The sequence below is a fragment of the Marinobacter sp. UBA3604 genome (genome assembly GCF_002375325.1).
Taxonomy (GTDB): domain Bacteria; phylum Pseudomonadota; class Gammaproteobacteria; order Pseudomonadales; family Oleiphilaceae; genus Marinobacter; species Marinobacter salarius.
Genome location: NZ_DFMB01000011.1, coordinates 85,475 through 104,647, shown reverse-complemented (window position 1 = coordinate 104,647; position 19,173 = coordinate 85,475). Strand labels below are relative to the sequence as shown.

Genomic DNA, 19,173 nt, shown 5'->3' with positions numbered 1-19,173 from the left:
GAGTGAGCGAACTAAGGCCCGCACCCTGATCGACAGGTTGCGGGTTTTTCGTTTGGTAACCGGTGTTCCGGCCGGGTCGCCGGGTAGAAGCCGATCATGACGAAAGGAGAGTAAAAATGGCAGTTGGTCCAGGAACCTTGCCGACGTTTTTCCCGGTGGCCGGTGTCAGGCTGGGTATCGGCAGTGCCGGTATCAAGAAACCCGGCAAGAAGGATCTGGTGGTTATAGAGTTGGCGCCGGGTAGCAGAGTGGCCGGTATTTTCACCCGTAATCAGTTTTGCGCGGCCCCTGTTCACGTCACGCGAAGCCATCTGGCAAGCGATGCACCGCGCTACCTGCTGATCAACACAGGCAATGCCAATGCCGGCACCGGCGAACAAGGTATGAAGGATGCCCAGGCCTGTTGTCAGGCTTTGGCGGATCACGCCGGTGTCCCCGCTGGTAGCGTGCTGCCGTTTTCGACAGGGGTTATCGGGGAGCCACTGCCGGTTGGTAAAATTGTCAGCGCGTTGCCGCAAGCACTGGCGGATGTCTCGGAGTCCCACTGGGCTGAAGCGGCGTCTGGGATCATGACCACCGACACTCGTCCCAAGGGTGCCTCGCGCCAGATTGATCTGGATGGCCAAGCGGTATCCATATCCGGTATCAGTAAGGGGGCGGGCATGATCCGCCCCAATATGGCTACCATGCTGGGCTTTATTGCCACCGATGCGAATATCGCACCGGATGTGTTGGCGAGCCTTGCGTCAGAATTAGGAGAGGCGTCGTTCAATCGGATTACCATCGACGGTGACACGTCCACCAACGATGCCTGCATGCTCATTGCCAGCGGTCAGTCCGGCGGCCCTGAAATCGCGGCCGATAGCCCGTCCCTGCCAAAGCTCAGGGATGCGCTACGAGAGGTGTTCCTCGAGCTGGCGCACGCGATTGTTCGCGACGGCGAAGGTGCCACCAAGTTTGTCACTATTGAAGTGAGCCGCGCGACATCGGTACAGGAGGCGCTGGACGTTGCCTATACGGTCGCTCACTCACCACTGGTCAAAACCGCACTGTTTGCATCCGATCCCAACTGGGGGCGGATACTGGCTGCCGTGGGGCGTGCTGGTGTCGCCGGGCTGGACCTGAACGCCCTCGAGATCTGGCTGGGAGATGTGTGCCTGGTTCGCAATGGCGGCCGTGCTGCGGATTACAGCGAGTCCCGCGGGCAGGCCGTGATGGACGGTGAGGAAATTACCATCCAGATTGATCTCGGGCGGGGGAATGTCAGTGAACGGGTGTGGACCTGCGACTTTTCCCATGACTACGTCACCATCAATGCTGAGTATCGCACCTGATTATGACGCCGGTTCAGGAAATACACGTTGCGGTGGGTGTTGTCTTTCGTGATGGGAAGGTATTGATCGCCCGTCGGCCGGACCATGTTCACCAGGGTGGTTTGCTTGAGTTTCCGGGTGGCAAGGTTGAGGCCGGTGAAACGGTCCAACAGGCCCTGGTCAGGGAGATTCGGGAAGAGACCGGGTTGCGGATAAATCCGAACCTGCTTGAGCCGGTGATTGGAGTTCGCCACGATTATGGGGACAAGCGGGTGTTTCTTGATGTCTGGGAAACCTCTTCCGCTGAAGGCGACCCCGAGGGCCGTGAAGGGCAGGCGATACAATGGCTCGATGTCCAGGACCTGGCGGATGTTGATTTCCCCGCTGCAAACCGTCCGATTATCCGCGCCCTGAAGCTGCCTCGTCGCTATGCCATTACCGGTTCTGCTGGCGATCCCTCGGCATTCCCTGAACAACTTCGTCAGCGCTTGCTCGAAACGCGCCCACAGATGTGCCTGTTCAGGGCACCGGGACTAAGCGATGAGGTCTACGAGCGGTTGGCGGGCTGGTCACTGGAGGCGTGTCGCGCCAGCGATTCGCTGTTGATGCTTCACGGTGCCCCGCCGCTGCTTGAGTGCCTGCCCCAGGCCACCGGTTTGCACCTGCCGTGGCGGGAGGCCCGGCAGTTTTCCTCCCGGCCGATACCCGAGGGCTACCTGCTGGCAATCTCCTGTCACGATGAAGAGGAAATTGCCCATGCAGAACAGCTCCAGGCAGACTTCATTACCCTGGGACCGGTAAAGCCTACCTCTTCCCATCCTGGCGCGCCGGGAATTGGGTGGGAGCGTTTCCAGGAGCTGGTCGCAGGCGCCGCGATTCCTGTTTATGCCCTTGGCGGGCTTGTCCCTGATGATATCCTCGCAGCACGGCAGGCTGGCGCTCAGGGCATTGCGGGTATTGGTTTCTGGTGGTCAGGGGACGGATACTGATCCCGCCGCCAGTTCTGTACGCTCTGGTATGATAGATCCGTGAAGGCCGCTTTTATCAACGATTTTGGGAGACACCGTGAGCAAACTGACGCATCTTGACGATACTGGCGCCGCGCGTATGGTAGACGTTACGTCCAAGGCTGTTACCGAGCGTGAGGCCAGGGCCGAGGCGCTGATTCGGATGGCGCCGGACACCCTGGCAATGATTGTGGAAGGGCAGCATCCCAAGGGAGATGTGCTGGCGGTGGCGCGGGTTGCCGGTATCATGGCGGCCAAGAAAACCCACGAGCTGATTCCGCTTTGCCACGCGCTGAACCTGACCTCGGTAAAGGTAGAGCTGACGCCGGGCAAGGACGGCGCTTCGATTCACATCGCCACTCGCTGCAAGCTCTCCGGCCAGACCGGTGTTGAGATGGAGGCCCTGACGGCCGCCAGCGTGGCGGCACTGACCCTCTACGATATGTGCAAGGCCGTTGATCGCGGGATGGTCGTGGACAATGTCCGCCTGTTGGAGAAGAAGGGTGGGCGTAGTGGCCACTGGTCTGCTTCTGACTCCGGTTCGTAGGATCCATCATACAGAGACTACGCCAGGGCGCTGGCCTCGTGATAGAATGCGCCGCTCGATTGACTGAACCACGAGGAAACACTGTGGCTGTTCGTTACATCCAGACTTGCCGGCTGCCAACCCCTTTCGGCGTTTTCGACATGCACGGCTTTGAAGAGCCGGACACCGGAAAGGAGCACGTGGCGCTTACGCTGGGTGACCTCAACAGTCCGGAGCCGATGCTGGCGCGGACCCACTCCGAGTGCCTGACCGGTGATGCCCTGTACAGCATGCGCTGTGACTGTGGTTATCAGTTGGAAGAAGCCTTGCGCAGTATTGCCCGCGAAGGTCGGGGCATTCTTATGTACCTGCGCCAGGAAGGCCGGGGTATTGGGCTGCTGAACAAGATTCGTGCCTACAACCTGCAGGATCAGGGTGCGGATACGGTGGAAGCCAACGAACAACTCGGCTTTGCGGCTGACTTGCGGGACTACAGCATGTGCCGGGATATGTTGGCGCACCTGGACATTCGTAGCCTGAGGCTGATGACCAATAACCCCCGTAAGGTAGATGCTTTGACCGATCTGGGTATAGAAATAGCGGAGCGCGTCCCTCTGCACGTGGGGCGCAACCCCCACAATGAGCATTACCTCAATACCAAGCAGAGCAAGCTCGGACACTGGTTCGAGACCCACCAGGACGACGATCCCGCCGTCTGATGTGATCTCTTCGCGTGTTTATTGAACCGCCTTTAGCGACTGGTTGTACTTCATTCGCTCCAGGCGGGTTTCAATAGTGTGCCTGATACCTTCGGCATCCAGTCCACAGGAAGACAGCAACTCGCCGTGCTTACCGTGATCTATGAAGGTGTCTGGCAGGCCGATCTGAAGCACCGGCTGGCTGACATCCCGACTGTTCAGGAATTCCGTCACCGCGCTGCCCGCTCCGCCGGCAATGGCGTTCTCTTCAATCGTAACCAGCAGGTCATGCTTTTCCGCCAATGCCAGGATGAGCTCTTCATCCAACGGTTTTACAAAGCGCATGTCGGCGACAGTGGCGCCCAGAGACTTGGCAGCCTCCAGTGCGGGCGTGAGCAGTGTGCCGAAGTTGAGTATGGCAACCCCTGAGCCTTCTTTCACGAGCCGACCCTTGCCGATCGGTAGTGGAGCCAGCTCGCGGACCATCTCTGCACCCGGGCCTGTGCCCCGTGGGTAGCGCACTGCCGCCGGCCCCTCAAACAGCATACCTGTGTGCAGCAGTTGCCGGGTTTCGTTTTCGTCAGAGGGAGTCATCACGATCATGTTCGGGACACAGCGCAAGTAGCTGATGTCAAACGCGCCTGCGTGAGTGGGGCCGTCTTCGCCGACCAGCCCGGCGCGGTCAATCGCGAACAGGACGTCCAGGTTCTGTATGGCCACGTCATGGATCAGCTGATCGTAGGCACGCTGCAGGAACGTCGAATAGATCGCCACCACCGGTTTGGCGCCGTCACAGGCAAGGCCCGCCGCCAGGGTGACGGAATGCTGTTCGGCAATGGCGACGTCGAAATACCGGTCCGGGAAGCGTTGGGAGAACGCCAGAAGATCGGAGCCTTCACACATGGCGGGGGTGATCCCCACAATGCGGTCGTCGGCTTCTGCGGCGTCGCAGAGCCATTGGCCAAACACGTTGGCGTATTTCAGCTTCGATGGCTTCGGAGCAACCGGTTCTGGCTTGCTGGGCGGCACCGGTTCGATCTTGTTGATGGCATGGTAGCCGATTGGATCGGCTTCGGCCGGGGCGAAACCCTTGCCCTTGGTGGTGACCACGTGGAGGAATTGCGGTCCGTCCAGTTCGCGGATGTTCTCCAGAGTCTCCAGCAGCAGAGGCAGGTCATGGCCGTCGATGGGGCCGATGTAGTTGAACCCCAGCTCCTCAAACAGCGTGCCCGGGGAAATCATGCCCTTGAAGTGTTCCTCGGTCTTGCGGGCCAGCGCCATCAACTGTGGCGTGCCCTGAAGCACCCGTTTTCCGCTGTCGCGGACCTGATTGTAGGTCCGGCTCGCCAACAGCTTGGCAAAATAGTTCGACAACCCACCCACATTGCGGGAAATAGACATGTCATTGTCGTTGAGGATCACCAGCATGTTGGCGTCCAGATGCCCGGCGTGGTTCAGGGCCTCGAACGCCATGCCGGCCGTCATGGCACCATCCCCGATGACGGCAATGCTCTTGCGACCAGTGCCCTGCATGCGAGAGGCGATGGCCATACCCAGGGCAGCGCTGATGGAAGTGCTGGAGTGACCAACGCCGAAGGTATCGTATTCGCTCTCCGCCCGTTTCGGGAAGCCGGCCAGGCCATCCTTTCGACGGATGCTGTTCATGCGTTCCCGGCGCCCGGTCAGGATTTTGTGGGGATAGGCCTGGTGGCCGACGTCCCAGACCAGGCGGTCTTCCGGGGTATTGAAGACGTAATGCAGGGCAACGGTCAGTTCCAGGACACCCAGGCCGGCGCCGAAGTGGCCGCCTGTTTGTCCCACCGACCATAGCAGGAAGGCACGTAGCTCCCTGGCGAGCTGGGTCAGTTGCTCTGCTGCCAGTTCGCGCAGTTGCCCGGGAGTGTCAATCCTGTCCAGCAGCGGCGTGTTGGGCCGTTGGGACGGGATTTCCTTAAAAGTATATGTATCCTGCATCTGCTCGGGTCTTTTCCGGGTGATTCAAAATGTGGGTTCCATTATAGGGGATGAAGGCACCCGGTTTCATACTGATTGGGCCAGCCGGGCCCCTCCAGTCCTTCATAAGTCAGTGTGCATGCCTGAGCCGTTGATGATCAATGGGTGCGTGCCACTACGTAACCGGCCATGTCCCGGAGCAGGTCGCCTTCCTCTCCAAACATCTCGATGCTGGCCAGTGCGGACTCAAGCAGCTGTGACAGGTAGTTTCGGGCGCCGTCAGCGCCCATCAGCGAGGGATAGGTTGGCTTGGATCGGGCCAGATCCGAGCCCTGGGGTTTGCCGATCACAGTCGTATCGCCCTCGATGTCCAGCAAGTCATCCTGCACCTGGAAGGCGAGACCGAGGGTTTGCGAATAAACCGTGAGGGCCGCCAACTGGTCCTCGTTCACCTCGGTTGCGGTGAGGGCACCCATCCGGACGCTGGCCGCAATGAGTGCGCCGGTTTTGTGACGGTGCATATTTTCCAGCTGCTCAACGGTCAGCTGCTTGCCCACGGACTCAAGGTCTATCGCCTGTCCACCTGCCATGCCCTGGTGGCCGCTGGCGGTCGCCAGTTCCCGTATCATTGCAAGGCGCACCTGATCATCCAGTCCCGGTGCTTCGGCCAGCCAGCCGAACGCAAGGGTCTGCAGCGCATCGCCTGCCAATATGGCGGTGGCTTCGTCAAAGGCGATGTGTGCGGTGGGGCGGCCCCGGCGCAGGTCATCGTTGTCCATGGCGGGCAGGTCATCGTGAATCAACGAATAGGCATGAATCAGTTCCAGCGAACAGGCGGGAACGATCGCACTTTCCTGAGGCTGGCCAAGCGCCGTGGCTGCCGCCAGGCAAAGCGCCGGCCGGATGCGCTTGCCACCGCCCAGAACACCGTATCGCATGGCCTGTTGCAGGCGTTCAGAGCCGTGGCCGGATGCACAAAGCTGGCGCTCAAGTTCGGCGTCAATCTGATTGCGGCATTGTTCCAGGAACGCCGCCAGGCGGGTATTCGGAGTTGGCATCAGGCAGGTTCGTCCGGGCTAAAAGGGCGTGTTTCCAGTGTGCCATCGCTGTTTTCCACCAGTTGTTCTACCCGCTGTTCCGCCGTCTTGAGCGCTTGCTGGCACTCGCGAGTCAGCTTTACGCCGCGCTCGAATGCAGTAAGAGACTGCTCCAGGGAGAGTTCGCCCTGCTCCAGGTCATGGACCAGTTTTTCCAGCTCATCCAGGGATTTTTCGAAGTCGGCGATGGACGCCGCGCTTTTCTCACCGGCCATAAAGGGCCTCCGGTTGCTTCGCGGAATTTGGCGGATTATACCAAAGCTTCAGGCCGACCGCTGCCAGCAGAAATGCCTTGAGCCTTCCTTTTTTCCCTCCGGTCCCCAGCACTGTTCCGTTACCCGGACTTCACCGACGGCGCTGACCGTGACCACTGTCGTGGCGCGGGTACCGTAGTCACTGCCAATAATGAACGGCGAAGACAGAAAGCGCTCGGTGTCCTTGCCAATACCGGTATCCGGTAGTTCATGGTCGGGCGCCGGCGTGGTGTCCTGCAGGCGTTCGATAAGATCGTGATGGAGGTCATCAGTGCGGTCCGCCGACGCACCTTCAAGCAAATCGGTCACCGAGTTTCTCAATCTCAGCAGTTTTGGCCATGGGGTCTGCAGAAGGTGGTTGCTCAAGCCGTAGGTGCCGCGATGAACATGGCGCCCGGGGTGAGCGTCACGGTTGCTGTAGTACCATCCCGAGTGGCCACTCAGCCTGACCAGATTGAATCCCGAGTAATCGCTTTTTCGTGTCTGCAGCCGGGCTGCGAGCGTATCGCTGTTGTCTGCCAGCGCCATCAGTGGCAGTTCGCCACGGGAGTGGGCGCCGGTTACCTGCGAGCCTTCCCGCACATTGGTCACCGCGGCAACAGCTCCATCCTCATCGACTGCGAGCCAGGTGCCGCCTGACTGCAAATCACGTCCCGCCAGAACATCGCGCCCGGCGGTTTCGCTGTGCCACCAGTCCATGGCCGCCGTGGGCCGGCGAAAGAACTCATCGCGATTTGCTGCCACGACCAATGGAAAGGCAGGATGCTGTTTTACGCTAAAAATAATCAGGCACATGGTGGCGGGCTCATCAGTCGCGAGTGAACAAAAGGGATTGGGTGTGTATCATACCAGCCTGATTTGCTGTCTGTGTGTGGCTGAGTATGACCCTTTTTGCTGTTGTTGGCCTGTACCTTGTGCTGGGCGCCCTGGCGGGCACCATGGCCGGCCTGTTTGGCATTGGTGGCGGGCTGGTTATTGTTCCGGTGCTTATTTTCAGTTTTGACCTGCAGGGTGTGAGTAGCGACATTGCGGCGCACCTTGCCGTGGGCACCTCTTTGGCCACTATTGTCTTCACTTCCATCAGTTCAATACGGTCCCACCATCTCCACGGCGCCGTCCGCTGGGAGATATTCCGCCCCATGACGGCGGGCATTGTGCTCGGTGCGGTGTTGGGTGCCTGGACCGCATCCATGCTCAGTGGTGAGGTCCTGGAGCTGGTCATTGGTGTGTTTGTCATTTTGGTGGCTTTGAAAATGCTTTTCGGTGCCAACCCCAAACCTGGCCGCGATGTGCCCGGTTCCGTCGGGCTGGGCAGTGCCGGGGCCGGTATTGGCTGGGCATCCGCTATTTTTGGTATTGGCGGGGGGACGCTGACTGTTCCGTTCCTGAGCTGGTGCAACGTGCGGATGCAGCAAGCGGTAGGCACCTCCGCTGCCTGTGGATTGCCCATCGCTGTGGCCGGTGCGCTGGCAAACATTGGCACCGGATGGCAGAACCCAGATCTGCCGGAGCTCAGTGTCGGGTTTATCTATCTGCCTGCGTTTGTGGGTATCGTTCTGACCAGTGTGTTGTTCGCCCGGGTTGGAGCCAACCTGGCTCATCGCCTGGACGCAGTCCTGTTGAAAAAAATCTTCGCCATCTTCCTGATTGTCGTAGGTATCCGTTTTCTGTTCTGACCTGAGGGGTTATTGATGCTCCAGCATCCGCAAATCGATCCGGTGGCCATTGCCATCGGGCCTTTGAAAATACACTGGTATGGCTTGACCTACCTGGTCGGATTTCTTGTGGGCTGGTGGCTGGGCCGCCTTCGCGCCCGCAAGCCCTGGTCGCCCATTACCGAAGTGCAGATGGGGGATATGCTGTTCTACATTGCCCTTGGCGTGATATTGGGCGGCCGCTTTGGCTATGTGATCTTCTACAATTTCAGTGCCTTCGCGGCTGACCCGTTGATGTTGCTGCGCGTGTGGGAAGGGGGAATGTCCTTCCACGGTGGCCTGCTTGGCGTGATCTTCGCCATGTGGTGGTTCGGTCGCAAGGTGGATCGCACCTTCTGGCAGATTGCGGATTTCGTCGCACCACTGGTGCCGGTTGGCCTGGGTGCTGGTCGCATCGGCAACTTCATCAACGGCGAACTCTGGGGCAAACCCACGGATGTTGCCTGGGGTATGGTCTTCCGTACCGCGCCGGACAGTCTGGCCCGGCACCCGTCCCAGCTTTACCAGTTCGCCCTGGAGGGCGTCCTGCTGTTCGTCGTACTGTGGTGGTTTTCGTCCAAACCGAGACCTCGCATGGCGGTCTCAGGCCTGTTCCTGGCGTGTTACGGCATCTTCCGCTTCCTGGTGGAGTTTGTTCGCCAGCCCGACCCCCAGCTGGGTTACCTGGCCTTCGACTGGCTGACCATGGGGCAGGTGTTGTCGTTCCCGATGATCCTGGCGGGCGCCGTTCTGATCGTTATTGCTTACCGGAGAAACGCTGAATGAAAGCCTATCTCGACCTGATGAAAGACGTGGTGGACAACGGCATGGACCGCGGTGACCGCACCGGCGTCGGCACCCGCTCGGTCTTTGGCCGCCAGATTCGCTTTGACCTGCAGGACGGCTTCCCGCTGGTGACCACCAAGAAAGTCCACCTGCGCAGCATTATCCAGGAGCTGTTGTGGTTCCTGCAGGGGTCCACCGACAACAACTGGCTGAAAGAGCGCAACGTTTCTATCTGGAATGAATGGGCCCTGGAGAACGGAGACCTGGGACCTATTTACGGCAAACAGTGGCGAAGCTGGCACTGCCCGGATGGCAGCACCGTCGACCAGATCAGCGAAGTGATTGACCAGATTCGCAACAAGCCCAATTCACGCCGGTTGATTGTCTCGGCGTGGAACCCGGCTGAGCTCCCGGATGAATCCATTGGCCCCCAGGACAACGTCCGCCAGGGTCGCATGGCCTTGGCTCCGTGCCACTGCCTGTTCCAGTTCTACGTCGCCGACGGCAAGCTCTCCTGTCAGCTCTATCAGCGCAGTGCCGACCTGTTCCTGGGCGTTCCGTTCAATATCGCGTCCTATGCGTTACTGACTCACATGATTGCCCAGCAGTGCGATCTGGGTGTGGGGGAGTTCGTCCATACTTTTGGTGATTGTCACCTGTACCAGAACCACCTGACCGACGACATCGTGTTTGAGCAGTTGAAGCGGGAGCCACGGGCGTTGCCCCAACTGGTGATCAAGCGGAAGCCTTCATCGATCTTCGAGTACGAGCTGGAGGATTTCGAGTTTGACGGGTATGAGCCGCATCCTGGGATTAAGGCACCCATTGCTATTTGATCTCTAGCTGGGCCTGGCCCTTTTATTTTGGTGCCTGCAGAACAGCGTGTGGGGACTTTCGAAAAACGCCTCGAGACGTCCGTGTGCGGCTTGGGCTCCGCCTTCCATGGCTCCGCACATTTTCGAAAGTCCCCACACGCTGCCCTGCGACCGAATAGCAGAGTTCGATTATCTGAAAGGGTTGGTCAGGTTGAGTGTTCGCGATGATTCGAGATTTGCTACTGCTCTGCATTGAAGTAATTGTGGATCGACCATCTGTATGGCCGAATCGCAATAGGGCGGGATAATCTGTCCAAAAATGTGCGGAGCCATGGATGGCGGAGCCCAAGCCGCGCATGGATGCCTTGAGGCGTTTTTTGGACAGATTATCTCGCCCTATTGCAGCCCCCAAGTCCCGAGGGCCCGGGATCCGGAGCTCCCAATCAAGAGGATAAACAAACAATGAGAAAAGCTCTAATAGTAGCCATGTCCCGCAACCGGGTCATCGGCCGTAACAACAAGCTGCCGTGGTACTTGCCGGGCGATCTCAGGTACTTCAAACAGGCCACCATGGGAAAACCCATCATCATGGGCCGGAAAACCTGGGATTCCATTGGTAGACCCTTGCCCGGGCGAATGAACGTGGTTATTTCACGGAATCCGGAATGGGAGGCACCCGCCGGAACGGTTGCGGCAGAATCGTTGGAAGACGCATTGGTCAAAGCCGAAGCACAGGCCGAGATTGAAGGCGGAGATGAAGTCATGATCATCGGCGGTGGGCAGATCTACGCGGAAGCGCTGCCGATGGTGGATCGGATCTACGTCACCCAGGTGCACGCCGAGGTGGAGGGAGACGCCTTCTTTCCGGAAGTAAACTGGGATGAGTGGGAAGAGCTCGGACGGGAGGATTTCTCCGCGTCCGATAATAACCCTTATGACTACAGCTTCGTCGTCTACCAGCGCCCAAGTCAGCCTTGAGCGCCTAAGTCAGCAGATCAGCCCTGACGGGGTGGGCGTTTACCAGAAGGCTTGCCACCCTTGCCGGGAGGCTTGCCCTTCGGGCCTGGGCCACCGCGGCCCTTGGGGCCCTTCTTGAATCCTGGCTTGAACCCGCCTGGCTTACCGCCCGGACGGCCACCTTTACGGTCACGACGTGGCGGAGCGGTGGCAGAAACCACCGGCAGTGCTTCCGGCTGTTCCAGGGGCAGTGAGCCCGGCTGGGATGCCTCCAGATAGCAAGCCAGCGCACCAGCAACCATCGCAATGTCCATGTCGTTGCGTTCGGCAATTTCATCGAGCAACGCCATCGCCTTGCCCAGCTTGCCATCTTCAGCAAAGCCCAGAAGTTGTGATTCAAACTGCTCTTCGCGCATCTTCTTCAGAGCGTTGGGCGAGGGCAGTTCATAGGATTCCATCGGCGAATTGGTGGCGCGCTCAAGCGTGCGCAGCCAACTACGCTCACGAGGCGTGACCAGCAGAATCGCCTTGCCTTCACGACCGGCACGGCCGGTGCGGCCAACCCGGTGAATGTAGGCTTCGGTGTCGTAAGGCACGTCGTAGTTGATTACGTGAGTAATGCGGGGGACATCAAGGCCGCGGGCCGCAACATCGGTTGCCACGATGATGTCTTTCTTGCCGCGCTTGAGGTCTTCCACTGTCTGCTCGCGCTGGCGCTGGTTCAGGTCACCGTTCAGCGGTGCTACGGCATGGCCGCGTGCGGATAGTTTTTCAGCCAGCAACGTGGTTTCCGCTTTCGTCCGCACAAAAATAATGGCGGCGTCGAGCGGTTCCACTTCCAGAATACGGGTCAGGGCATCCAGTTTGCGTTCGGCATACACTGGCAGCACAAACTGCGAAATGCGTTCAACCGTGCGGGTCTCGCTCTCGATTTTCACTTCCGTGGCGTCGCGCAGATAGGTCTGGGCGACCTTCTTGATCTGCGGCGGCATGGTCGCGGAGAACAGCGCGCGTTGGCAGTTGTCCGGGGTCTTTGCCAGGATCGCTTCCACGTCGTCGATGAAGCCCATGCGAAGCATTTCGTCAGCTTCGTCCAGTACCAGCGCCTTGAGGCTGTCCAGCTTCAGTGTGCCCTTGCGGAGGTGATCCAGCATTCGGCCAGGGGTGCCCACGATCACCTGGGCGCCGCGACGCAGGCCCTTGATCTGAGGGAAAAAGTCCTGGCCGCCATAGATAGGCAGTACATGAAAGTTGCGGAACTTGCTGGCATAGGTGGTAAACGCTTCGGCCACTTGGATGGCCAGTTCCCGCGTGGGTGCCAGAACCAGGATCTGTGGTTCCATAACAGACGCGTCTATCCGGCTCAGCAACGGCAACGCAAAGGCGGCGGTTTTACCGGTACCCGTTTGGGCAACACCCAGTAAGTGTTTGCCAGCCAACAGCGCAGGGATCGTCTGGGCCTGTATGGGAGAGGGCTTTTCATAGCCAACGGCGGCAACTGCTTCAAGGACAGCGGGATCCAGGCCGAGGTCGGCAAAAGACAATTCAGACATTAATTTACTCAGAATTCGGAGGGTAGGGCATTGCAATGCAATGCGTGTTATGGCGGGGATTATAACTGGTTTGTTGTGTCTTTAACACGGCTAATGCTGTTAGTGCAGTAGGTAGTTGCCGGCGATGACGGTTGCGTTGCGGGGGGAACTTCGGCAATCTCCCGGTTGTTTCGGATAGGATGCTAATGAGGCAGGCTGATGAATTTTGACGAATTGATGGAAAAGACCGCCAGCGGTGGGAGCGTTACTATCCCGACGACCTGGGCTCAGGGGCGCGCTTCTTTTGGCGGCCTGATTGCCGCCCTGGTGTTTGACCGGATGGCCCAGGTGGTAGCCCCGGGACGCCCCATGCGTTCAATGCAGGTGTCCTTTGTGGGCCCGGTAACGCCGGATGAACCGGCGACAGTCGAGGCTGAAATTCTGCGGGAAGGCAAGGCCGTCAGCCAGGTTATGGGGCGCATTGTCCAGGGCGGAGAGCCGAAGTTGGTGGCGCTGGCGAGCTTTGGTGGCGATCGGGAGTCGGCAGTGGCGGTTGAGCCACTCGTTGCTCCAGAGGCGAGGGCCGTTGGGGATTGCCAGGCATTGCCCTACATCAAGGGCGTGACCCCGGAGTTTACCCAGCACATTGAAATGCGCTGGGCGTTCGGAGGCATGCCTTTCAGCGGTATCGGCGGTCGCGAGATGGGCGGGTGGATGCAGTTCAGGGAGGCGCCAGAAGCCATTACCGATGCTCATATTGTGGCGCTCGTTGACGCCTGGCCGCCTGCCGTGCTGCCACACCTGAAATCGCCGGCGCCAGCCAGTTCCCTGAGTTGGGCGTTGGATATCATGCATCCGCGGCCAAAAATCGGGCCGGATGACTGGTTGCTGTATCGCGCGACCATTGATCAGGCCGGTGCCGGGTACGGCCATACTCAGGCCGGTATCTGGACAAGCCGTGGTGAGCTGGTGGCGACTAGCCGCCAGACGGTGACGGTGTTCGGGTAGCAATCAGGACATGGCGGCTTCAGGCCGCCATTTCAGACTTGCAGGCGTCGATGATTATGCGGGCGAAGTCGTCCGGGGAGTCTTCCTGCAGGAAGTGGCCACCGCGTAAGGTGATGTGCGGTTGGCCATGGGCGCCGGGGATGCGGCGTTGCATGTATCGGTCTCCGCCCCGGGTAATGGGGTCGCCGCTACTGAAGCAGGTAATAAACGGCTTTTTCCAGGTTTCCAGAATGCGCCAGGCCGCCTTGTTGGCATCGCTTGAGGGGTCTTCGGCGGAAACGGGGACCAGTTTCGGGAATGCACGGGCACCTGCCTTGAATTCTGCAGATGGGAAAGGTGCTTCATAGGCTGCGATTTCGGCCTTGCTCAAGGCCCTTTCCGTTCCAAGCTGAACAATTCGCCCGACTGGAAACCACGGGCTGTGGGTGGCAAAGGTTTTCCACAGCGTGAATACGGCAGGCACTGGGGTGTCCCCCGTCGGCAGCATGCCGTTGCCGACAATGATCCGGCGGAAGAGTTGAGGGTGTTCGGCCGCCAGTCGCAGGCCCAGGAGTGACCCCCAGTTCTGGCAGACCAGAGTGATGTTATTCAGGCCCTGGGCCTTAAGCCACTCGGACAGCCACGCCATGTGGCGTTCGTAACTGTAGTCGCTTACATTGGCTGGCTTATCGGATTTACCGAACCCGATCAGGTCGGGAGCCAGTACCCGATGCCCCGCTTCTGCCACCAGTGGGATCATGTGACGATAAAGGTACGACCACGATGGCTCGCCGTGCAGCATCAGCACGGGCGATGCGTCCCTCGGGCCTTCGTCTACATAGTGCATTCTCAGGCCTGGCTCTACGTCCAGATAATGAGGGGAAAAAGGGTAATCCGGAAGACCTGCGAAGCGGGCTTCATCGGTTCTCAGAATACGCATGCCATCGACTGTCCTGACTGAGTGGTTGCGTGGCTGGTGTTACCGCAGCCTTCAGGAATCAGGATAAATCAGATGGGAATTTTGTGTGTTTGGTTTACGTAACAGTGCGTTGACTGTTTGAATCAGGATGCTTTGCTGAAGAGTTCGTCTGGGTCGTCAAGCCGCGCCAACGCTGCGTCGCAGCAATTCAGAGCACCACAGTCGTCTGCCGAGCATAAGGCAAGTGTCTGACAGTGGTCGTTATGGGGCCGCATTTCTTCGTTGCGGAAAATTCGGCTACGGGACAGGGTGGAGCGACAATGCCCGCACAGTAAAGTGGGTACGGCACTGCTCTCTGAAGCGATGGCGTTGTAATGTTCTGTTTGTTGCATAAATAAACCTCCATTAGCTCCAACGTAAGGGCGAACTGTGACAATTCAAAGTCAGTTCAACGAGAAATAGGACAAGAACTACGAAAGAATGCCCGAAAGGGCTCATTTGTCAGGACGACTTCATTATCAGGACGGTTTCAATGATCCGGGTCGGCAACCGGGCGACGGTTCGAGCGTTTGTCCTCCCAGTCCAGGGATTTCGGGTCGTACCAGCCGATTCTGTCGAGGACCTTTTCCCGTGTGGCAGGCGACAGCGTTGGCCACAGCTCCTGAAAGTCTTCCAGTCCCTGCTCCCGTTGGCGTGCCTGTTTACTCTGCAAACGCCGCAGGATCTGCGGCAACTGCAGGGCTTCGCCCAACTGGCCCGGTATCAGTACTTCCTGGCCCATCACTTTGCGGCGGTGCGTTCTGGCTGCCAGCACACGATTGAGAGCAGCGACCGCATCCAGCGCCGTTTCAACATCAAACTCTTCGTTATCCAACGTCGCGACCTGTTTAACGAATGACCAATAACCGTCCACTATAACCTGAAAGTCGCTAGACTGGCCACGATGGCGTGGTAGTCTAGGCCCATTCAGATCCGCAGCCCACCTACTGTGAGACGACGACACCCAGGTTCAGGGAATTTCACTATGTACGGAAAACTCGAGACACGGACCTTTCTGGCCATGCTGGTTGGGGTTTCCCTGGCGTTCATTCTGCTGATGAAGCCTTTTTTTGGCCCTATTTTCTGGGCCGTGGCCATTGCGCTGATCTTTCATCCGGTTCGAGAGTACCTGGCCCGGCGGTTGGGCGACCGTCCCAATACCATTGCCCTGCTAACGCTACTGATCTGCATGGTGATCGTGGTCATACCGGTGCTGGCGTTGGTGACGTCGCTGGTGGCAGAGGGGTTGTCCCTCTATCAGCGAATCCAGGAAGGGCAACTACGCCCCGGCGACTACATCGACAGGGTTATCCAGTCGTTTCCGGCCATTGAGTCGTTTTTCGCCCAGTTTGGTTTGGACTTCGCAGAGGTGAGGGATCGCGTGGTCAGCGGCTTCGTGGGGGGCAGTCAGTTTCTGGCGAAACAGGCGCTCGGTTTTGGGCAGAATACGTTTCAGTTCTTTCTGGGGCTGGCGCTGATGATCTACCTGGCGTTTTTCCTTCTCCGTGATGGCAGCAAACTGGTGGATCTGTTGATTCGTGCGCTGCCGCTGGGAGACGAGCGTGAGCGTCTGTTGTTTGCCAAGTTCGCAGAGGTCACGCGGGCCACGGTCAAGGGCAACTTGTTGATCGCGGTTATCCAGGGCGCGCTTGGGGGCGGTATTTTCTGGCTTCTGGGTATTCAGGGTGCGCTGCTCTGGGGGGTGGTGATGGCGATTGTGTCCCTGCTTCCCGCCGTTGGCGCGGCGTTGGTCTGGGTTCCTGCGGCTCTCTACCTGGCCGCGACAGGGGAGATGGTGTCGGCAATTGTGCTAACGGCGTTCGGGGTGGTCGTGATCGGGCTCGCGGACAATCTGCTCCGGCCTGTTTTCGTTGGCCGGGATACCAAACTGCCAGACTACATCGTTTTGCTCTCCACCTTGGGTGGGATAGTGATGTTCGGCATTAATGGATTTGTGATGGGCCCATTGGTCGCGGCTCTGTTCATGGCGTTCTGGGGTATTTTCATACGCGAGTTTGGGGAATCGAATGAAGCCCCGTCAGTAAATGTGTCTGCCCCCGCTACAGAATCACAACAATCGGATCGGTCCGGCAGTGCTTAAAATATGTTAGTCTTTCGTCGTAATGTCCATCCTGTAGGGACTGGCAACACAATAAAAAGCGACAGGTAACTGGAGTAGATCATGGCTAGGCAGATATTCACTCACACCCGTATATTGGCTGCTATCCTCGCGGGGGCAATGGCCCTGGCGGCGGCGCCCGTTGCGTCAGCAAACGATACCGTGGCGCTTAAGAATGCCCTTTATGCGGCGGGTTATGACATCAATAATGTCAGTCCGCAAATGGATGACACCACTCGCTCGGCGTTGACCGCGTTTCAAAAGGATCAGGGGTTGAACGCCTCTGGTGTGCTTGATGACGCCACCAAGAAAGCGCTGGGTATGGTTCACGTTCAGGTCGCGGCGGCTGGGTCGTCCGGCAACGCCGGAGCGTCACAGGATGCAGGCACTTCCAGTGCGGCCGCGGAGCCGGAAGCTGACGAGCCGGCAGAGCAGGCGCAAGAAGATGATATAGAGGAAGATGACGACGGTGGCTGGTCCTTCTTCTAGGCCCTGATAACCGTTTTTCCTGCCTGAATTCGGGCCCGGGGTAGTCGCTACCCCGGGCCCGCGTGCGTTTAGCCTAATTTTTCCAGGTTTCTGACCGCGCCCTTGTCGGCGCTGGTTGCCAGCAACGCATAAGCCTTCAGCGCTGCCGAGACTTTGCGCGGCCGCGACAATTCGGGCTTCCAGCCTTTCTCATCCCGCTCCTCACGTCGCCGATCGAGTTCGTTCTGGTCTATCTCCACGTTGATGGACCGGTTGGGAATGTCGATACGGATCAGGTCACCGTTCTCGATCAACCCAATGGCGCCACCTGCAGCCGCTTCAGGGGAGGCATGGCCAATGGAAAGGCCTGAGGTGCCGCCGGAGAATCGGCCGTCAGTCAGCAGGGCGCACTCTTTACCCAGCCCCTTGGACTTCAGGTAACTGGTGGGATAGAGCATTTCCTGCATACCGGGGCCGCCCTGAGGGCCTTCGTAGCGGATAATGACCACCTCTCCAGGCTGGACCTCGTCGTTGAGGATGCCTTCGACCGCGGTATCCTGGCTTTCGAATACTCGTGCCTTGCCTTCGAAGACGTAGATGCTTTCGTCCACGCCGGCCGTCTTGACCACGCAGCCGTCCAGGGCAATATTGCCGAAGAGAACCGCCAGGCCGCCTTCAGATGAGTAGGCATTTTCAACGGAACGAATACAGCCTGCCTCGCGGTCGCCATCAAGGGAGGGCCAGCGGGTGCTTTGGCTGAAGGCTGTCTGAGTGGGAATGCCGGCAGGACCGGCCTTGTAGAATTCGACCACTTCAGGGGTGGGCTCCTGCATGATGTCCCAGGTTTTCAGGGCCTCGCGCATGGTTTTGTTGTGTACGGTTGGCAGGTCGGTGTTGATCAGTCCGCCCCGTTCCAGTTCGCCAAGGATGCCCATGATGCCGCCAGCGCGATGAACGTCCTCCATATGATACTTGGGGGAATTCGGCGCCACCTTGCAAAGTTGGGGTACCCGGCGGGACAACTGGTCAATTTCGTTGAGGGTGAACGGCACGCCGCCCTCCTGGGCCGCAGCCAGCAAATGCAGGATGGTGTTGGTGGAGCCGCCCATGGCGATGTCCATCACCATGGCGTTCTCGAACGCTTCCATGGAGGCAATGCTCAGAGGCAACACACTGGCGTCGTCATCCTCGTAATAGCGGCGGGCATTCTCCACAATCTGTCTTCCGGCTTTCAGGAACAGGGCTTCGCGGTCCGAGTGGGTAGCGAGCATTGAGCCGTTCCCGGGCAAAGCCAGGCCAATGGCTTCGGTGAGGCAGTTCATGGAGTTGGCTGTAAACATGCCGGAACAGGAGCCGCAGGTGGGGCAGGCGCTGCGTTCGTACTCTGCGACGGTTTCGTCATCCGCATTCGGGTCGGCAGCGATGACCATGGCATCCACCAGGTCGAGTTTGTGCTCCGAGAGTTTGGTCTTGCCGGCTTCCATGGGGCCACCGGAGACGAAAATGGCGGGAATGTTCAGGCGCATGGCGGCCATCAGCATGCCCGGGGTGATCTTGTCGCAGTTGGAGATGCAGACCAGGGCATCAGCGCAGTGGGCGTTGACCATGTATTCCACGGAGTCAGCGATGATCTCGCGGGAAGGTAGGGAGTACAGCATCCCGTCATGCCCCATCGCAATGCCGTCGTCCACGGCAATGGTGTTGAATTCCTTGGCAACGCCGCCGGCTTGCTCGATTTCCCGGCAGACCAACTGCCCCAGATCCTTGAGGTGTACATGGCCGGGAACGAACTGAGTAAAGGAATTGGCAACGGCGATGATGGGTTTGCCAAAGTCTTCATTCTTCATGCCGGTGGCGCGCCAAAGAGCACGTGCGCCAGCCATATTGCGGCCTGCGGTAGATGTCCGCGAACGATACTGGGGCATGGTTGTCTGGTCTCTCTTCTTTAACTGGGTCGGAAAATGGAACGCAAGAGGATACCAGATTACCCCTTGATCGCATGGTTGTTT

Annotated in this window: 20 protein-coding genes; 11 read left to right on the top strand and 9 right to left on the bottom strand. The window is 58.9% G+C overall.

Annotation, left to right across the window (positions count from 1 at the left end):
* Positions 1-116: 116 nt before the first annotated feature.
* The 4 genes from argJ to ribA all read left to right on the top strand — a co-directional run bounded on the left by argJ (position 117) and on the right by ribA (position 3,565).
* The gene (gene argJ, locus B2590_RS02830) at positions 117-1,334 is read left to right on the top strand and encodes a bifunctional glutamate N-acetyltransferase/amino-acid acetyltransferase ArgJ (RefSeq protein WP_286810052.1); all 1,218 of its coding nucleotides are present in this window, start codon (positions 117-119) and stop codon (positions 1,332-1,334) included.
* A gap of 2 nt (positions 1,335-1,336) precedes the next feature.
* Positions 1,337-2,302 carry a Nudix family hydrolase gene (locus B2590_RS02825; protein WP_075194904.1) on the top strand — a complete coding sequence of 322 codons (966 nt, stop codon included), beginning with the start codon at positions 1,337-1,339 and terminating at the stop codon, positions 2,300-2,302.
* 76 nt (positions 2,303-2,378) lie between these two features.
* The gene (gene moaC / locus B2590_RS02820) at positions 2,379-2,867 is read left to right on the top strand and encodes a cyclic pyranopterin monophosphate synthase MoaC (protein WP_007154565.1); all 489 of its coding nucleotides are present in this window, start codon (positions 2,379-2,381) and stop codon (positions 2,865-2,867) included.
* A gap of 83 nt (positions 2,868-2,950) precedes the next feature.
* The gene (gene ribA, locus B2590_RS02815; protein WP_075194905.1) at positions 2,951-3,565 is read left to right on the top strand and encodes a GTP cyclohydrolase II; all 615 of its coding nucleotides are present in this window, start codon (positions 2,951-2,953) and stop codon (positions 3,563-3,565) included.
* 18 nt (positions 3,566-3,583) lie between these two features.
* On the opposite strand, the gene dxs is transcribed toward ribA, so the two are convergent.
* The 4 genes from dxs to B2590_RS02795 all read right to left on the bottom strand — a co-directional run bounded on the left by dxs (position 3,584) and on the right by B2590_RS02795 (position 7,643).
* Entirely contained in the window at positions 3,584-5,518 is a 1,935-nt protein-coding gene (gene dxs, locus B2590_RS02810) for a 1-deoxy-D-xylulose-5-phosphate synthase (protein ID WP_036203773.1), read from the bottom strand.
* Between the two features lie 137 nt (positions 5,519-5,655).
* Positions 5,656-6,555: a polyprenyl synthetase family protein gene (locus tag B2590_RS02805; RefSeq protein WP_036203776.1), complete on the bottom strand. Its 900-nt coding sequence runs from the start codon at positions 6,553-6,555 to the stop codon at positions 5,656-5,658.
* On the bottom strand, positions 6,555-6,809 hold the full coding sequence (locus B2590_RS02800) for an exodeoxyribonuclease VII small subunit (protein WP_036203780.1): 255 nt from the start codon (positions 6,807-6,809) through the stop codon (positions 6,555-6,557). Before B2590_RS02800 ends, B2590_RS02805 begins: the two co-directional genes overlap by 1 nt.
* Positions 6,810-6,857: 48 nt before the next feature.
* The gene (locus B2590_RS02795) at positions 6,858-7,643 is read right to left on the bottom strand and encodes an NRDE family protein (protein ID WP_286810055.1); all 786 of its coding nucleotides are present in this window, start codon (positions 7,641-7,643) and stop codon (positions 6,858-6,860) included.
* Between the two features lie 86 nt (positions 7,644-7,729).
* On the opposite strand from B2590_RS02795, the gene B2590_RS02790 reads away from it, so the two are divergent.
* From B2590_RS02790 to B2590_RS02775, 4 genes are all read left to right on the top strand, one after another.
* Positions 7,730-8,524, top strand: coding sequence for a sulfite exporter TauE/SafE family protein (locus B2590_RS02790; protein WP_286810056.1), 795 nt, complete (start codon positions 7,730-7,732; stop codon positions 8,522-8,524).
* A 15-nt stretch (positions 8,525-8,539) separates the two neighbouring features.
* On the top strand, positions 8,540-9,328 hold the full coding sequence (lgt, locus tag B2590_RS02785; RefSeq protein WP_286810057.1) for a prolipoprotein diacylglyceryl transferase: 789 nt from the start codon (positions 8,540-8,542) through the stop codon (positions 9,326-9,328).
* Positions 9,325-10,164, top strand: coding sequence for a thymidylate synthase (locus B2590_RS02780; protein WP_286810058.1), 840 nt, complete (start codon positions 9,325-9,327; stop codon positions 10,162-10,164). Before lgt ends, B2590_RS02780 begins: the two co-directional genes overlap by 4 nt.
* 441 nt (positions 10,165-10,605) lie before the next feature.
* Positions 10,606-11,121, top strand: coding sequence for a dihydrofolate reductase (locus tag B2590_RS02775; protein WP_036203793.1), 516 nt, complete (start codon positions 10,606-10,608; stop codon positions 11,119-11,121).
* 17 nt (positions 11,122-11,138) lie between these two features.
* On the opposite strand, the gene B2590_RS02770 is transcribed toward B2590_RS02775, so the two are convergent.
* The gene (locus B2590_RS02770) at positions 11,139-12,653 is read right to left on the bottom strand and encodes a DEAD/DEAH box helicase (RefSeq protein WP_036205678.1); all 1,515 of its coding nucleotides are present in this window, start codon (positions 12,651-12,653) and stop codon (positions 11,139-11,141) included.
* A gap of 198 nt (positions 12,654-12,851) precedes the next feature.
* On the opposite strand from B2590_RS02770, the gene B2590_RS02765 reads away from it, so the two are divergent.
* Positions 12,852-13,640: an acyl-CoA thioesterase gene (locus B2590_RS02765; protein ID WP_036203796.1), complete on the top strand. Its 789-nt coding sequence runs from the start codon at positions 12,852-12,854 to the stop codon at positions 13,638-13,640.
* 19 nt (positions 13,641-13,659) lie between these two features.
* Here B2590_RS02765 and B2590_RS02760 read toward each other — a convergent pair whose 3' ends face one another.
* The 3 genes from B2590_RS02760 to B2590_RS02750 form a co-directional block, all read right to left on the bottom strand.
* Positions 13,660-14,559 carry a haloalkane dehalogenase gene (locus B2590_RS02760; protein ID WP_036203799.1) on the bottom strand — a complete coding sequence of 300 codons (900 nt, stop codon included), beginning with the start codon at positions 14,557-14,559 and terminating at the stop codon, positions 13,660-13,662.
* Positions 14,560-14,681: 122 nt separating this feature from the next.
* On the bottom strand, positions 14,682-14,930 hold the full coding sequence (locus B2590_RS02755; RefSeq protein WP_075194933.1) for a hypothetical protein: 249 nt from the start codon (positions 14,928-14,930) through the stop codon (positions 14,682-14,684).
* Between the two features lie 137 nt (positions 14,931-15,067).
* Positions 15,068-15,412, bottom strand: coding sequence for a hypothetical protein (locus B2590_RS02750; protein WP_036203801.1), 345 nt, complete (start codon positions 15,410-15,412; stop codon positions 15,068-15,070).
* Between the two features lie 150 nt (positions 15,413-15,562).
* On the opposite strand from B2590_RS02750, the gene B2590_RS02745 reads away from it, so the two are divergent.
* Positions 15,563-16,678 carry an AI-2E family transporter gene (locus B2590_RS02745; protein WP_036203804.1) on the top strand — a complete coding sequence of 372 codons (1,116 nt, stop codon included), beginning with the start codon at positions 15,563-15,565 and terminating at the stop codon, positions 16,676-16,678.
* A gap of 81 nt (positions 16,679-16,759) precedes the next feature.
* Positions 16,760-17,185, top strand: a complete 426-nt coding sequence (locus B2590_RS02740; protein ID WP_164732079.1) for a peptidoglycan-binding domain-containing protein — start codon at positions 16,760-16,762, stop codon at positions 17,183-17,185.
* 68 nt (positions 17,186-17,253) lie between these two features.
* On the opposite strand, the gene ilvD is transcribed toward B2590_RS02740, so the two are convergent.
* Entirely contained in the window at positions 17,254-19,089 is a 1,836-nt protein-coding gene (gene ilvD / locus B2590_RS02735) for a dihydroxy-acid dehydratase (protein WP_286810059.1), read from the bottom strand.
* Between the last annotated feature and the right edge of the window lie 84 nt (positions 19,090-19,173).